13 protein-coding genes are annotated in these 14,822 nt (G+C 60.4%); 7 read left to right on the top strand and 6 right to left on the bottom strand.

Annotated elements, in window-relative coordinates; all coding sequences use genetic code 11:
• The first annotated feature begins 33 nt into the window (after positions 1-33).
• Positions 34-2,811: a hypothetical protein gene (locus OP10G_RS05770; RefSeq protein WP_025226837.1), complete on the top strand. Its 2,778-nt coding sequence runs from the start codon at positions 34-36 to the stop codon at positions 2,809-2,811.
• Positions 2,812-2,855: 44 nt separating this feature from the next.
• On the opposite strand, the gene OP10G_RS05765 is transcribed toward OP10G_RS05770, so the two are convergent.
• Complete coding sequence (locus OP10G_RS05765) at positions 2,856-3,245, bottom strand: zinc ribbon domain-containing protein (protein ID WP_144241015.1); 390 nt, start codon at positions 3,243-3,245, stop codon at positions 2,856-2,858.
• A 132-nt stretch (positions 3,246-3,377) separates the two neighbouring features.
• On the opposite strand from OP10G_RS05765, the gene OP10G_RS05760 reads away from it, so the two are divergent.
• Entirely contained in the window at positions 3,378-3,674 is a 297-nt protein-coding gene (locus OP10G_RS05760) for a hypothetical protein (RefSeq protein ID WP_025226839.1), read from the top strand.
• A 20-nt stretch (positions 3,675-3,694) separates the two neighbouring features.
• Positions 3,695-5,791, top strand: a complete 2,097-nt coding sequence (locus tag OP10G_RS05755; RefSeq protein WP_038472650.1) for a prolyl oligopeptidase family serine peptidase — start codon at positions 3,695-3,697, stop codon at positions 5,789-5,791.
• Positions 5,792-6,014: 223 nt separating this feature from the next.
• On the opposite strand, the gene OP10G_RS05750 is transcribed toward OP10G_RS05755, so the two are convergent.
• From OP10G_RS05750 to OP10G_RS05735, 3 genes are all read right to left on the bottom strand, one after another.
• Positions 6,015-8,474, bottom strand: coding sequence for a M56 family metallopeptidase (locus OP10G_RS05750; RefSeq protein WP_052547581.1), 2,460 nt, complete (start codon positions 8,472-8,474; stop codon positions 6,015-6,017).
• Complete coding sequence (locus OP10G_RS05740) at positions 8,471-8,848, bottom strand: BlaI/MecI/CopY family transcriptional regulator (protein WP_038472647.1); 378 nt, start codon at positions 8,846-8,848, stop codon at positions 8,471-8,473. Before OP10G_RS05740 ends, OP10G_RS05750 begins: the two co-directional genes overlap by 4 nt.
• Positions 8,849-8,981: 133 nt before the next feature.
• Positions 8,982-9,731 carry an SDR family NAD(P)-dependent oxidoreductase gene (locus OP10G_RS05735; protein ID WP_025226843.1) on the bottom strand — a complete coding sequence of 250 codons (750 nt, stop codon included), beginning with the start codon at positions 9,729-9,731 and terminating at the stop codon, positions 8,982-8,984.
• 88 nt (positions 9,732-9,819) lie between these two features.
• On the opposite strand from OP10G_RS05735, the gene OP10G_RS05730 reads away from it, so the two are divergent.
• The 3 genes from OP10G_RS05730 to OP10G_RS05720 all read left to right on the top strand — a co-directional run bounded on the left by OP10G_RS05730 (position 9,820) and on the right by OP10G_RS05720 (position 11,512).
• On the top strand, positions 9,820-10,449 hold the full coding sequence (locus OP10G_RS05730) for a TetR/AcrR family transcriptional regulator (protein WP_025226844.1): 630 nt from the start codon (positions 9,820-9,822) through the stop codon (positions 10,447-10,449).
• Positions 10,446-10,802, top strand: coding sequence for a hypothetical protein (locus OP10G_RS05725; protein ID WP_025226845.1), 357 nt, complete (start codon positions 10,446-10,448; stop codon positions 10,800-10,802). The genes OP10G_RS05730 and OP10G_RS05725 overlap by 4 nt, the downstream gene beginning before the upstream one ends.
• 134 nt (positions 10,803-10,936) lie before the next feature.
• A complete protein-coding gene (locus tag OP10G_RS05720; protein ID WP_025226846.1) occupies positions 10,937-11,512 on the top strand; it encodes a DUF2272 domain-containing protein in 576 nt (191 codons plus the stop codon).
• An 84-nt stretch (positions 11,513-11,596) separates the two neighbouring features.
• Here the strand turns inward: OP10G_RS05720 and OP10G_RS24095 are convergent, their stop codons facing one another.
• Both OP10G_RS24095 and OP10G_RS05710 read right to left on the bottom strand, forming a co-directional pair.
• Positions 11,597-12,529 (bottom strand): polysaccharide deacetylase family protein, encoded by a 933-nt coding sequence (locus OP10G_RS24095; RefSeq protein WP_025226847.1) that lies wholly within the window; start codon positions 12,527-12,529, stop codon positions 11,597-11,599.
• A 165-nt stretch (positions 12,530-12,694) separates the two neighbouring features.
• Positions 12,695-13,792 (bottom strand): BUD32 family EKC/KEOPS complex subunit, encoded by a 1,098-nt coding sequence (locus OP10G_RS05710; protein ID WP_025226848.1) that lies wholly within the window; start codon positions 13,790-13,792, stop codon positions 12,695-12,697.
• 75 nt (positions 13,793-13,867) lie between these two features.
• On the opposite strand from OP10G_RS05710, the gene OP10G_RS05705 reads away from it, so the two are divergent.
• Positions 13,868-14,737, top strand: coding sequence for a hypothetical protein (locus OP10G_RS05705; protein ID WP_025226849.1), 870 nt, complete (start codon positions 13,868-13,870; stop codon positions 14,735-14,737).
• Positions 14,738-14,822 lie beyond the last annotated feature (85 nt).

Genomic DNA, 14,822 nt, shown 5'->3' with positions numbered 1-14,822 from the left:
CCTTAGCTCAACGTGGCAAACTGGGGATAAGTCATGCCGTTTCCCCTTGCCGCCGTTCTCTTGTTTGCCGCGCCAACCTTTACCGAGCCGGAACCTTGGGCGCTCGGCTTTGCCGCTGCTCCGCGGATGCCGTTCGTAGGAGACGTCGATCACGACGGTTACGCCGACCTGATCGGCGTCTACCCGCCTGGCGACTCGATCATCGACGTGAATCTCACTGTCGAAGGGGTGAAGTCGGGCGTCGGGATGCAAGCGATGCCGAAGTGGGGGCACGAGTGCCAAGCCGCGGCCGTGGGCGAGATCGACGACGTTCCCGGCGCGGACGTCGTCGGTCTCTTCGAAGGGAAGAAGTTACGCCTGGCGGGCGCATTCGCGGGGCAATTCAAAGACACCGCCGACTGGGCAACCCTGCCGGCCCCCCTGAAGAATCCCGGCCTTGCCGCCGTAAAGGGAGGGGCCGAGATTCTCGTCTTCGACACGCGGGGCGGGAATGGCTATCGAATCGACTCGAAAACAAGAAAAGCGACTTCATGCCGTCTGCCCGGTGGCACGGTTTGGGTCGGCGACGCGGGGGAGCGATGGGTCGGCAAGAGCGCGGGCGGCGATATCTTCTGGCTCGACCCGGCGACGCTGAAGCGCGGGGAAAAGCTTGGGTCCGAATCCAAAGGTTCGCGCCCCGCGGCGGCGCCCGGATTGGTCGTCTTCGGCGACACTGCTTGGACCCCGGCGGGAATGGTCAAGCTGATGATGCCAAAGCTTCCCGAAGTGGATGTCGTCCGCGCGATCGGCGACGTCGACCATGACGGGGATCCCGATATCCTCGAATTCCGATACGGCAAGGAAGCCCATACCGGCAATGAGGTCCTGATTCGCCGCTATGTCACCCCGGGCGAGACCGATAACGACCACGACGGCCTGTCGAACGAGGAGGAGCTCAAGCTCGGCACCAACCCCAACCGGGCCGACACCGATGACGACGGTCTCCTCGATGGCTGGGAGGTAAACGGATATCGGGGACTCGACTTCAAAGGGATGGGCTGCGACCCGCGTCACGTCGACTTGCTCTGCCTAATCTCCCGCTTCGCTCCGGTTCAAGAAGCAAAGGTCAAGAGCGAGCTCGACCGCGCGAAGAAATTCTACGCCGACCTAAATTCGGCCAATCCCGACGGAACGAAGGGGATGAATTTCCACCCGATCTACCTTCCGGAGGTGACCGGCGACGACACCAAGAACGCCTGGTGGACCAACCGGGACAAGTTCCGCCCGGAGAAGTGGCGCGGAATTGCCCACTGGATGCAGGTGACGCCTGGCGGTGGCGGCCAAGCCGATGAGCTTGGCGATGGGGGCGGGTGCGGGGAAGGCGCGCTGTGGGCGGTCTTCGTCCATGAGTTCGGACATCAGATGGGGCTCAACCACGAAGGGTTTTGGCCGAACGGATCGTGCCCGATCTATAGCAGCCTGATGAACTACAACTACAGCTATAGCTTCGAGGATCAACGCGACAAGATCCACTATAGCGACGGCGCCCTCGCCGGCTACATCTTGCGCGAGACGGATTTGGATGAGACGATCCCCCTCCCGTACGATCGCGTTAAGTTTCTCGAACAAGGTCCGTATCACTTCCGCCTCAAGAAGAACGGCGCGACGACTCTGATCGATTGGAACTGGAACGGCGTCTTCGGCGAAAAACACATCCGCGCCGACATCAACTACGCCTACTCCACCAACTCCGGCCGGCGAGACGAAGTAGGAAAGACGAAGACATCGCCATGGCTCTTCGTCCACGGAAAACAGGCGTTCGTCTTGTTCGGCACGAACGACAAGCCGGCTGATCCGAAGCTCGACCCGACGTTGTCGTCGACCGATCCGGGACGCCTGATGCTTCGTCGGCTACGGAAGCCATTCGAGTGGGACAATGCTTGGATCCTCGATACAGATGGCCTGCAGGGCGATCCGGTCGGCTTTAGCTATGACGGCAAGATCGTGGTGGTGTATCAGAGCAAACAGGGTGTGGTGGTCCGCCGAATCGAGCCCGGCAAACAGGATGTGAAGATCGGCGCGCCTGAGGTCGTCGCTTCCGACCCAAATTTGGTGCCGACGGTTGGGGAAGTAAAGGGCGTTCACTACCTCATGCTTTGGAACCCCAAAGACGGCGTGGTCAGTTACCAAACGGTGAAAGACGATGGCCACTTTACGGCCGCGCAGGTGCTCGACGCCAAGAGCACCGACCCGGTCGGAATCTGTGAAGACACTCTGAAACACGAAGCCGTCATCGGCCTCGCGCAAGATCAAGATAAAGCCAAGCCCAGCCGGTGGCAAGTGCGCCGATACAAGGTGAAAGACGGAAAGCTCGAACCGGCTGGGATGGATTGGGTGGAAGGCGAAGCCGGCGGCGCGCGTGGCTCGGGCCGAATCACGGTGCTATTCGATCGTAGCCGGGACGCCGGTCCGGCGGGGCGCATCTACTTCTACGGTCGAGGGCTAACGGGCAAGGATTCCCCCTGGGCGTGCACCTACGTTGCCCACCAGATCGCGGACAAGACGGTCCACGGCGGCTGGCTGGTGAAGCGGTATTACGACGAGTGGACCCAAAGCCGCTCCGCCCCCGCCGCCGCCTGGTTCGGAGGCGACGTCATCTGGTCGTACCGCTGGGTCGACGGTGGCCAAGGCGCCACCGACAACAACCTCCACGTCGGATACAAGGGGCTAGGCATCCAAGACGAGCCGTTCGGCGACCACGACGACGTTGGCTTCATTCGAAACTTCGGTATCCGAGCTTCGCTGCTGAGCTTAGGTAAAGCAGAGAAATGATTCAAAGGCGGAGGGCGGATTCATGGTGTGTTGATTGGCAGTGGTTAAGGTCGATCGGACTTGGTGAAGCTTGAGTAGTCCGATTGTGCTTTTAGAAGGTCGGCGTTCGAGGCGATACAGCTTTCGATCTGGGTTTTCTGGTAGTCCGCCATGCTTTCCGTAATCGGTCCACCACAGTCCTTCATGGAGCTCGAAGTCACCGACTTAAGGTGAAATTTCAGATAGGCTCCAACGGCGGAATGGTAAAGGCGCGGTCCAACGACGATGATGGCGACTACCGCGACACCCCACGCGGCTAAGCGAACGGCCGACCGGGTTTTCGCGCGAGAAGCGTCTGCGTTGGCCCGCACCTGGTGTCCGAAAGCTATTCCGCACTTATTGCAGGTCGTGACATTTTCAGGATTTTGTTCGCCGCAACGAGGGCAGGTGGGCATGACGCCATTGTACGTGGTCTGTCTCCGCCGTTATCTGGCGGCGGGCAACGGCTGAGGAAACAGACTTGGCATTCAGCAATGGGGCAAAAACAATAAAATGCACTCAGGATCGATTGCGGAGCTTTGTCGAGAATGAAAGTTGATCTGTCGGAGCTGAGTGCCTACCCCGGAGGCGACCTTGTCGCGCAAGGGATTGAGGATTTGGCGAACGGAATTACTTCGGAGCCGAGCCTGCTGGTAATGGTTGCGACGGAGCGGCTTAGAGGACTAGGACTACCCGTTCCCGTCTTCACCAGCAATTGGCCTCCGTACGAGCATCGGTTGTTTCTGGCGATCGAGGCGCGGAATCCGGGTGGGGCGCATGCGGAGTACAACGCCCTTCTCGGGCGGCTGACGTCGTTCACCCAGTCGTACACCTCGCATAAGTAGCGAAGTGTTAGACTCGGGAAATGAAGCTGCCGACCCTTGGACTCCTTCTTCTCACGACGAGCACGCTGTCCGCCCGGCAAGGCTCCACGGTGGAGCAGGTGGACAAGTACCAGTGGCTGGAAGACGTTTGGGGCAAGCGGTCGCTTGATTGGGTGAAGGCGGAGAACGCGCGATCCGCAAAGGTGCTGGAGAGCGACCCGCGTTTTGCAAAGCTTCAAGCGGAGGCGCTCAAGATCGTCGAGTCGCCCGACCGTCTGCCCGATCCGACGTTCCGGAACGGAATGGTCTACAACACCTGGCAAGACCACGACCATCCACAGGGAATCCTTCGGCGTACGACCCTCGCCGACTACACAAAGGCGAAGCCGCACTGGAAGACGGTCCTCGATTACGACGCGCTCTCCAAGAAGGACCATCAGAAGTGGGTCCACGGCGCCATCGTCAGCCTCTACCCGAACGATAATCTGAGCATGATCGGTCTCTCGGCCGGCGGCGAGGATGCAAACACGCTTCGCGAGTTCGATTTGAAATCTGGCCGGTTCGTGGCGGGCGGCTTCGTCCTTCCTCGGTCCAAACAAAGCGTCGCGTGGATCGACCGGAACACCCTGATGGTGATGCGCGATTGGGGCAAGGGGACGATGACTGCCTCCGGCTACCCGTTCGTGGCCAAAGTTTGGAAGCGCGGCACGCCGCTGAGCCAAGCGAAGGAGGTGTACCGCGGCACCCCGGCCGATGTGGCCGTCGACCCGCTCACACTCAGCGATACGCAAGGTCACCGGGTCACCTTCTTGATTCGCGCCTTGGATTTCTTCCGAACCCAGGTCTCGCTCTGGAGTCCCGGTAAGGTCCGCCGCTTGGCGATTCCGCAGAAGAGCCAGATCGAAGGGCTGCTGGATAACCGCCTCATCGTTACCCTCAACGAGGATTGGAAGCAAGCCGGCCTCAAGCAGGGTTCGGTGGTTGCGCTGGACCTCGACGCGGCCCGTCGCGATCCGGCGCATCTGAAGCCGACTTTGATCTTCGCGCCGACTCAGAAGGAGTTCGCCCAGCAGGTCGGTCTCACCCGCCATCGATTAATCCTAGCGACGATGGCGAACGTCCAAGGCCGCGCCTATGTTTTTACTCCTCAGCTCGGCGGAGTCTGGACCCGTAAGAAGCTTGCGATCCGCGACAACCAAGCCGTCTCGATCGTGACCACCAACGAGGCGGACGACAAGTTCTTCCTCTCGGTGGAGAGCTTCATTACGCCGTCGACCCTTTTACTTGGCGACGCTTCGCGCGCCTCGCTCGTCGTAGCGAAGACGCGACGACCGCAGTTCGACGCCTCGCGAATGGTCGTGGAGCAATTGGAGGCGACCTCCAGTGACGGCGGCAAGATCCCGTACTTCGTCGTCCATAAGAAGGGGATCCGCCTGGATGGCAGCAATCCGACACTGCTTGAAGCGTATGGCGGCTTCCAGATCTCGAGCACCCCGTTCTATTCCGGCGTGGTCGGCAAGCTTTGGCTGGAGCGGGGCGGCGTTTACGCGCTGGCCAATATCCGGGGTGGTGGCGAATTCGGCCCCGCATGGCATGAAGCCGGTCTCAAGACTCATCGGCAGATCATCTACGACGACTTCGCGGCGGTCGGGCAAGACCTGGTGACGCGCAAGATCACCTCGCCCCGCCGTCTCGGCATCGAGGGCGGGTCGAATGGCGGCCTGCTGATGGGGGTGGAGATGACCCAACATCCGGAGATGTGGAACGCGGTCGTTATCGACATTCCGCTGCTGGACATGCTCCGTTTCGAGAAGATCGCCGCCGGCGCCTCGTGGGTGGGCGAGTACGGCTCGGTCTCCAACCCGGAGGAGCGTCGTTTCCTCGCCTCGATCTCCCCCTACAACCAACTCAACCCGGACACGGCATATCCGGAGCCATTGATCTTCACGACCACGAAAGACGATCGAGTCGGCCCGGTCCACGCCCGCAAATTCGCCGCCCGGATGAAGGAGTTCCATAAGCCGTTCTTCTACAACGAGATCGTGGAAGGCGGCCATTCGTCGGGTGCAAACCTCAAGGAAAAGGCGAAGACGAACGCCACAACGTTCATCTATCTTATTCGGAAGTTGATGGACTGACGGCGCGCATTCGGATCGTTATCAAGAAAGCAGATTGACAATGTTGGTTTGCCCGTAGCCCGGGGATTTATCCCCGGGCTACGGGCGCTGTCCGATAAGCACCTTTAGTGAGCGGGCCGGGAGGCCTACTTAACACATGCAGATTCTTTAAGGAGGATATCTGCACGTTTGTGCCGTTTGCGGATGCCACCTTGCACGGAGGGTCATCGGCTGGGAGCCGATGCTACGGCTTGGGCGCAAGCGCGACATCCGGGAATCGGATCCAGGTGTAGGGGCGGGTTCGGATTTCTACTGTTCTTACCTTCGTTGCGGCGGCGCGAGGGAGATCGAACTCGACCCAACCGGGGGCATAAGAGTAGGACCGACCCCCTTCCGGGCGGTTGACCGGCCTGCCGGCGGCGTCGAGGGCGCGAATGGTGGTTTCCATATTGGTCTCCTGTACCGCGGTGGCCCACGGGTAAACCACGCGAAGCGACCCGGTCCAGCCGATCCTCTGAGCAAACCGCCAGGTCGTGCCCTTGGATCCGGGCTCGAGGCGGGCGATGGTTCGGTAAGGGCCGGCGGCGATCGGGGCGACGAGGTCGAGCTTCCGAGCCGTCCGGTCGAGGACGCCGGAGAACTGACGGACTTCGCGTCCGGGATAGACGCTGCTAATGAAGCTGTGAAACACGGGCCATCCCTCTTCGTCGTACAGGGTGGGCGGATCGCCGGAGCCGCCGCCAGGTCGTCGCTCCATCCAAAGTCGAACCAGATGCTGTCCGGGTCCGACGGGGACGAGGCGGTCCCGGTCTTCGGCCCATTTGTTCTGCGGCTCCCCTGAGGCTGGCCGCCCTTTTGCATCCCAGAATCGTCTCGGCAAGTCGGCCGGAGACGAGAGGGCCAGAATCCCGACCGAAGCCCCGTCGGCTAGCGAGGGATTGCCTCCCGCAGAGACGATCTCCTTCGGCAGGTAGTGGTGAGGGACGTGGACGGCATTTGGATCGGGCTGCATCGGCAGATCCGCGAGCACTACTGAGCGCAACGGCCGGCTCAAGATCTCCACCCGCGTGATGGCCTCTGGCGGCTGAATGGTTGAGGCCGAGTAAGACCCACTCATCCTTTCGAAGCGAGCTTCTCCCGGCCCTCCGGGTAGGAAGCGGACCACGGATTCTTTCTCCACGAACTCCGGCGGCAACACGAACGTCGCCTCGGTCCCTTTCCCTTGAGACGGCATTTGAGGAGAAAGACGCAAGTTCGCCAGCGGGTTGAGCATCCCTCGCTCTTCACCCCGTTGGTACGTCTTGTAAGCGTAGAGGCGCCAGTCCGCCGAAGGGATGTGAAGCCGGAAGCTGCCGGTCCGAACCCCTTCCGGCGCGATCATCTGCATGACGCGATAGCTCCCGCCGAGAGCGTCGCGAAACTCCTCCGTCGTGGGAGCGCTTCCGATGTATGGAAGAATCCCCGGCGAATCGTCAGCCAGCAGATTCAGTTCGTCGGTCACCGGATCGGCGAGGCGGACGATGAGGTACCGGGCCGTCGAACCCTTTGGAACCGGCCTGAGGATATTGAAAGCGTTGAGGTTTTGGTCGCCGACCGGGAAACTGCGCCCTATGGGCGCTCCGTGAATATCCCATGAGATCGCCTGACTGCCTCTCATTTCGGTAATGGCGACGATCTCGGCTTGCCGCCCTCCTCCAAGTTCAATGATTCCGTCCCGGACCACCTCCGGACCCTCGACAAGGCGCGCCGCTGCGTACGGAACTACGATCGTCGCGCCCATCAGAATCGCGACGATCGCGGTCGTCTTCCTCAACGGCCGCCGACTCCTCGCCTCTGCGAGGATCGCCGCGACCCTAGACTTTAGCCCGCCCGGTTGCACGATCGGCAGCGCAACCTCCATGGACGCGCGCCGCAGTTCCGCCGCGAGATCGACCAGCGTCGCTGCATATTCGGGGGGATCGATTCCGGCTCGGAGCACGGCGTCGTCGGCTGCCAATTCCGCTTCCGACCTCAGTCGCCCCAATGCCCAGATCACGAGCGGATTGGGCCAGTACAGCGCGCTTACCAACTTGGAAAAGATGAGCCAAGCCCAGTCGCCCCGCTGAACGTGCGCCCCCTCATGAAGCAGCACCGCCCGCCGTCGCGCCGCGGGCCATTCGGTGGACGAGTAGGGAAGAAGAATCGTGGGCCGGACGAAGCCGAACGTCACCGGCACCTCCACGAGTTTCGATCGGGCAACGCGCGTATGGGGTGGCGCCACACCGAACTCATCGGCCATGTCCTCCGCATTTCGGGTCCAGCAAAGAATGGCCAGCAACTGAAGCGCGGTTCGTCCAACCAAGACTGCGGCGCCGACGCCCCAGGCAAGCCCCACAAGCCAAGGCAGAGCGGAAGTTTGAGGAGGCTCAGGAATCGGGCTAGGGGTAGAGCTTGCCAGAGGCGGGACAGTTGAGGATGGCTTCGGCAATGCGGGAGTCGGCGGTTGGGTGACGGTGGTTACCGAACGATTGACGGCTACCGGGCGCTCAATACGGATCTCGGGCAATCGGATCGCTAACAGCGGTAGAGTCGCCAATCCGACAAACGTTAATGCCCAGACTCGGTGCCGCAGGGCGGCCGACGATCGGCGAACCAATGCCGCGAGCAGAGCGGCGAGTAACACGAGGCCGGCGCTCTTGAGGGCGATTTCGAGGAGGATGCTCATGAGCGCTTCGCCTCGTCGATCATCCGGCGCATCTCGTCCAGTTCCTCGTCCGAGAGGTCGACCTCTTTATCGCTTAGCAGGGTCGCCAGCACTCCGCTGACCGAACCTCCGAAGAAGGTCTGAAGCAACCGGCTCGCCTCCCCTCGAGCTACGGACTCCCGCTCTCGAATCGGCCGGTAGACGAACCGAACTCCTTCCGACTCGTGCCGCAGAAACCCTTTTGCTTCCAAGGCCCGGAGGTAAGAGCGGACGGCTGAGTTGGAGATGTTGCCCGAGAGCGCCTCCTCCAGCTCCGTCGCGGTGATCGCCCCCCGTTCGTAGACCAGATCCATGATCTGGTGCTCGCGCTTACTAAGATTCCCACCGAGCTTCATCGTGTTGGAATTATAACATGTTGAAAATCCAACGACAAGAATCTTATTCAAAATCGCCCAGCGATCCCTTCCGTGGGATCGCTGGGCTTAAGTTATTCACGGCCCGGAAACTGGGGGCCGCTACGCGGGAGGTTTAGATCTGGGCCATGCCGCCGTCGACGAACAGTTCGATTCCGCTGACGAAGCTGCTGTCGTCGGAGGCGAGGAAGACGACGGCCTTGGCGATCTCATCGGGTTCGCCGATTCGACCCATCGGAACGCCGAGGGCCATCTGCTGCTTGAACTGTCGCGCCGCCTCTTCGTTACCGGCCAAGCCGTCGATCGCGGGAGTATCGATCGGGCCCGGGCTGACCACGTTGACGCGGATGTTGCGGCCCTTCAGATCGACCGTCCAGCTCCGTGCGAAGGAGCGGACCGCCGCCTTGGTGGCGCTGTAGACGCTGAGCGCCTCCAATCCCTTGATCGAAACGATCGAAGCGTTGAGGATGATCGAGCCGCCCTCTTTGAACAACGGAAGCGCCTTTTGGACGCTGAACAGCAGCCCCTTCACGTTGATGTCGAAAGTCTGGTCGTAGTGCTCTTCGGTGATGGCGCCAAGCGGGGCGAACTTTGCGCCGCCGGCATTGGCGAACAGAACGTCTATGCGCCCCACCTCCTGTTCGATTTTGGCGTAGAGCCGGTCAAGGTCGGCGAGATTCGAGACGTCGCCCTGGACGCCGACGGCGCCTTTGCCGATCTCCTGCACGGCGGCATCGAGTTCCGGCTTCCTCCGTCCGGTGATGTAAACGCGGGCTCCTTCGTCGGCGAAGCGCCTCGCCGTTGCGAGACCGATACCTGTCGTTCCACCCGTAACCACTGCGATCTTGCCTGCGAGTTTGCTCATTGTGTGCTCCAAAGTCGTTCTGTACCGAACGGTATATATGTATGGCAGGGGTGGACTTTGTCTGTCAAGGGGTTTTATACTAATTGGTATGAAAAAGTCGAAACCGCCCGCGAAGCTTGGAAGACCGCGCGCTTTCGACGCGGACGAGGCACTGGATCGGGCGCTGGAAGTGTTTTGGCGGAGCGGATACGAGGGGGCCTCGCTCTCCGATCTGACGGAGGCGATGGGGATCACCCGTCCCAGCCTGTACGCGGCCTTCGGAAACAAAGAGGAGCTCTTTCGTAAGGCGCTCGACCGGTACATGGAGCGCGCCGACGGCGTCACGTCCGCTCTGGAAGAGCCATCCGCTCGAGTAGCGATCGAGACGTTCCTGACGCGAGCGGTGAGCGGGCAGTGCGGACAAGGGAAATCGAGAGGGTGCCTTCTCGTACAGGGCGCGCTCTCATGTAGCGAAGCGAGCGAGCACGTGCGCAAAGAGCTCGCCGAGCGACGCGGCCAAGCGGAAGCGGCCATTAGAAAGCGCCTGATCCGCGCCAAGGAAGAGGGAGGTCTCCCGGCGGACACCGATCCCGCCGACCTTGCCCGATATTACGCTACCGTTTCTCACGGCTTGTCCGTCCAAGCGGCTAGTGGCACAACTCCTGAGGAACTTCTCAAGGTCGTCGAAGCTGCGATGCGCGCTTGGCCGGAGAATTCCAATGTCGGAGAACGGCGGTGAGCAAGATGTGGCATCCAAGCCCGCTAGAAGTGAAGTGCCTCTCTCACCTCGACAGCGCCGCGGGGTGGAAAATCTTGGGTCGAGAACGCCCGCCGGAAACGGATTTGCTCCCTTGGAGTCCGTTCCAGCGCATTTTCTTGATCAACTTCGTTCAATTCGCTCTGGTTCTCACGCTCGTTTTCTTCCTCGTCGAGAACGCCTCTGGCGTGGGATTCGGAGAAATCCGCGAAGATCTCCCGTATGGGCTTGGCGGAGTAGTGGTTCTCGCGTCCCTCCTCGGTGCCTACGTCACTTACCTGTACCGGCGCAGTTGGAACAAGCGGGCTCGCTCGCTAATGCCGGCTAGCGAGTAGCTCCCGCACCCATTCCCTTTCCGTCCTGCGTGGGTCGAGCGCCTGTCGGCTCGTCTAGCCGGGGACTCAAGTAGCAATTTCGGCATGTCGCCTAAGATAACTGTGGTACTATATTATCGGATAGGAGATTACCGATGCCTGAATTGCCGCCACCGTCAGAGTTTGCCAAAAAGCTGGCCGCCGTCGCGAAAGGCCAGCACGACCAGTTTCACCTCATCCATGAGCACGACGAGCCGCTCCGATCCCAGATCAAGAAGTACTGGCAGTCGATACCCGAGCCGTTCCCCGGGGTTGACACCCCTTGGTCGGCCGTGTTCGTTTCGTTTTGCGTTCGAAACGCGGGCGCTACGGCCCAGGAGTTTAAGTTCGCCGCCGCGCATTCGATCTTCGTTCATGAGGCGATCAATCACCCGGGCGCCTTCCGGGGCGTGAAGGTGGACCAAGACTCGGTTCGGGTGGGAGACATCCTCCAGAACAACCGGTCGGGCAACAATTTCGACTTCGCGCATGCGAAGGCGCATTCCGATTACCTCTCCCACTCGGCGATCGTCGTGGCCAGGGGTGAGGACGATCAAGGCAAGTTTGCTCTTACGATCGGCGGAAACGAATCCGACTCTATTCGGCGAGTCCGCATTCAGCTCAACGACGACGGTTCGGTGAAGCAGCGCCAAACCGCCTCTTTCATCTGCCTTTTGAAGAACATCAAGTAACTGGAACCCCCTCCTCGTCGATGCTTGTGCGATGAGGAGGGGGTTTGGGGGTGGAGAATTCCGGCCCCGCAGCTATTGGAGGAGCTAAGGCGCGACGAACACTTTTGACTTGCCCGACTCGATCCGGTCGAGCCAGTAGTCGACGCCGAGAGGCCCTTCCAGGGCCTCGACCCGCGGGACTTTGAACGGTCGCAAGTCGTCCGCCGCCGGGGCGGGGGCGATATCGGTGTCGCAGGTGACGGCGCCGGTTAGCGTGTACGCCCGATGGTTCTGCCAGAAGCCATCGAGGATATCCATGTGCTTCGGAAACACCCCGTACGGATAGGCGAACGAGACTTTGTCGAACCCGTATTTGGCAAGAAAGTCGATCGACCTCGCGATTTCCGTCTTTACCTGCCGGTCGGTCAGCTTCCTCAGAACCGGGTGGCTCCAGGTGTGCGAGGCAAGCTCCGAACCGCTTTCTTTGAGGATCTCCACCTTCCGGTCCTGCCACTTTGGCTGGCCCCACATCACGGTGGGGAGTACGTACCAAGTCGCTTTGACCGGGAAATCCGGATGGATGGCGGCGAAGTCTTGCCAGATCCCGACTGCGCACTCAGGATCGACCGTGCCGTCATCCCTCATGGTGAACTGGGTTGAGTTCGAGTCGTCGACGGTGATAACTACCGGTGAGGCGCCCGGAGCGATGTTTAGGCGATCGGAGAGGTATTCGCTCATCGTCACCGGCCGGAATCCCATGTCGTACAGCCGCTGCAGGTCGTGCCTGAAGTGGTCGAACGAACGGTCGTAGCGGGTTTCCTTCGGCGCGAACTTGTGGTACATCAGCACCAACACGCCGCCCTTCGTATTGGCCTGCCGATTAGTCACCCGGACCGGCTTTCCAAGCACCGCCGCGGTTACCGCGGAGCCTCCGCCGGTCGTCACTCCATCGGGAGCTTCCGCCGGTCCCACGCAACCCATTTGACCGACCATCAGGCAGGCAAAAAGCGAAAACACGACGGGGCGAAGCAAGGGCATTGGGGACACCGCTGACCATCATATCGCATCCCGTTTCCGGTTCAAATAGCGATCTTAAAGTTCGCAGAAATTACGTTCGAGACCGGCTCCGGAGCCCCCTCCTCGTCGATGTATGTGCGATGAGGAGGGGGTTGGGGGTGGAGAAATCCGCCCACCGAGCAACTCCTAAGAAGAACCCACGACCCCGGATTCGAGCAAATGCCGCAAAAGCCGGCGCTGGGGGAACTTCGTGTCCTTGTTGGGGTTCGCTCGAAGCGTGGAATAGAAACGGTGCATTGTCTGAATAGTCTTGCGGTGGCGATTCAGACAGGCGCAATACCGCTTATCGAGGGAAAGCGGTTCGAACGGTAAGTCATCCGTGTGGTCGATCAGCGTGCTCATGATCTCCCCTTGATCCGTGTTCGGCCCCAGACCATATTTCGCGAGGATTTCGTGCCGAACGTTTTCTGGTAGCGAATCGAATTTATCTCGGAGGATGAACGCGATGCAGGAAAGCACCAGGCCGTAATCGTAGTGCGAATGCTGTTTGAAGAACCTGAGCTCCTCCTCGGTGAGATCGAAGCCCCGGTCGAGAACCAAGCCGAAATCGGTCAGATACGTGCGATCGCCATCGGTCAGGATGTTATGGAAGTGGGCGTCGAAGTGGATCACTCCGTTCTTTCGTAGGAAGGCGATGGTGCCAAAGAGATCTTCGAGCATGGAGCCGACGCGGTCCGGATTCTCGCCGAGCCAGGGCCGAAGCACTTCGGGCATGTATTCGATGAACAGGACCAGCTCGTGGTCGGCATCGGCTCGGTCGAGCATGTATTTGCCGATGTTCGCGCTCCCGCCCCAGTACTCCACGTACCGCTTGTGCCGCTCCACGTCCACCACCTCCTTCTCGCCGGAGGCGGGAACGATCCGGTAGTGATACATGAGCGGGAACCCTTCGCAGTCACCATTCAAGACCCAGTTCGTGGTCTTGATGTGGGCGACGAGCTCGCGGGAGACGCCGAAGCCGGCAGAGCCGATCCCGTAGTTGTAGTAGGTCGGGAGGTCGTAAAGATTCTGTGTCGAGAAGAGGTTATCTCGCTCGATGCCGGTGATCGGGACCCGCTTCACGAAAACCTTCGAGCGGCCGACGTCGATCACGTGGTTTCGTCCCCATCCTTCGATCGCCCCGCTCGACTCGAATAGTCCGGCCAGCTTGCGACTGTCCATCTGAGCGATTTGCGAGCTTAGGTCGAAGTATCGCCTTCGCCTCGATTCGATGCGGTTTTTCATAAACGGTCCTGGAGGTTATCCTGACTGAAGCGTTGGCAGGGTCCGCCCGTTAGACACAGTAGTTATCGTGATGCAATGATTAGCTTTGCCGCCGGTTTGATTTTGGCTCTCGGCATCGGGATTCCCGGACCGCCGCAAGTTGCCTCGAAGTTTCCGTTGGCGGCCTTTGTTGGAAAGGACTTCAAGGCTTTGACGAGGGACGAATTAGAGCCGATGCGAAGGTTTTTAGTATCCAAACGCATCGGCAGCGATTCTGACCCTCGACTCGACGTGGCTAATAGGCTGGGCGGACGATATGACCCGTGGGCTCTTTGGGATTGGGGAGGCGATGGATCGAAGTTCGTCTTGGCGATCGCCCAGTATGGAAAAGTGATCCCAAGCCAGTCTCGGGGCGGCGTCTTCATCTTCGATTCGGCAGGCAACGTTGTGGGCTCTTCTACATTTGGCGTTGGTTGGCGGACATTTCCGACTTCGATAGAAACTCAGGAGGTCGCGGGAGTTGGCAAGGTCATCCACTTTTCTTCTCGGCCCGTGATCAACGGCCGAGAAGATGTCGCCGGGTTCTTCGTCGGCATGGACGGATCACGTCCGGCGCTGATCCGGATCGCCGATAAAAAGGACCGGGTGGTGCCGAACGTGTACTTTGCGTCCAATCATCAACTCGGCCCCGCATTCGATACCGCAGACGTGATCGATAAGCTGAAATCAGATTCTCCAATCCGCGTTTTGGAGGCGCTCAATTGGTTTGCCGGAATGCACGCGCTCCCGGACCCACAGGGATGGATGTCAAGTGGAGAAAAGATTTCGGATGCCGTGAGATACCGAACGCTCGCGGGCTTGCCCGAGACATTCGCGCTTATCTTTTCCCTCACCCATTCGGCCAATCCCTGGATTCGAGACGCCGCACGCCTCGCTCTCGAACACCGGGGGTGGCCGTATCGCTAATGCCAGCGAACCTTTCGTCCGGAGCTAACACAAAGGCACGGAGGCACAGAGACACAAAGATCCAGTAGCCAGGAAATCCGTGCCT

Origin of the sequence: Fimbriimonas ginsengisoli Gsoil 348, from assembly GCF_000724625.1 — a bacterium.
Lineage (GTDB): Bacteria > Armatimonadota > Fimbriimonadia > Fimbriimonadales > Fimbriimonadaceae > Fimbriimonas > Fimbriimonas ginsengisoli.
This window is presented reverse-complemented; position numbering and strand designations above follow the sequence as displayed.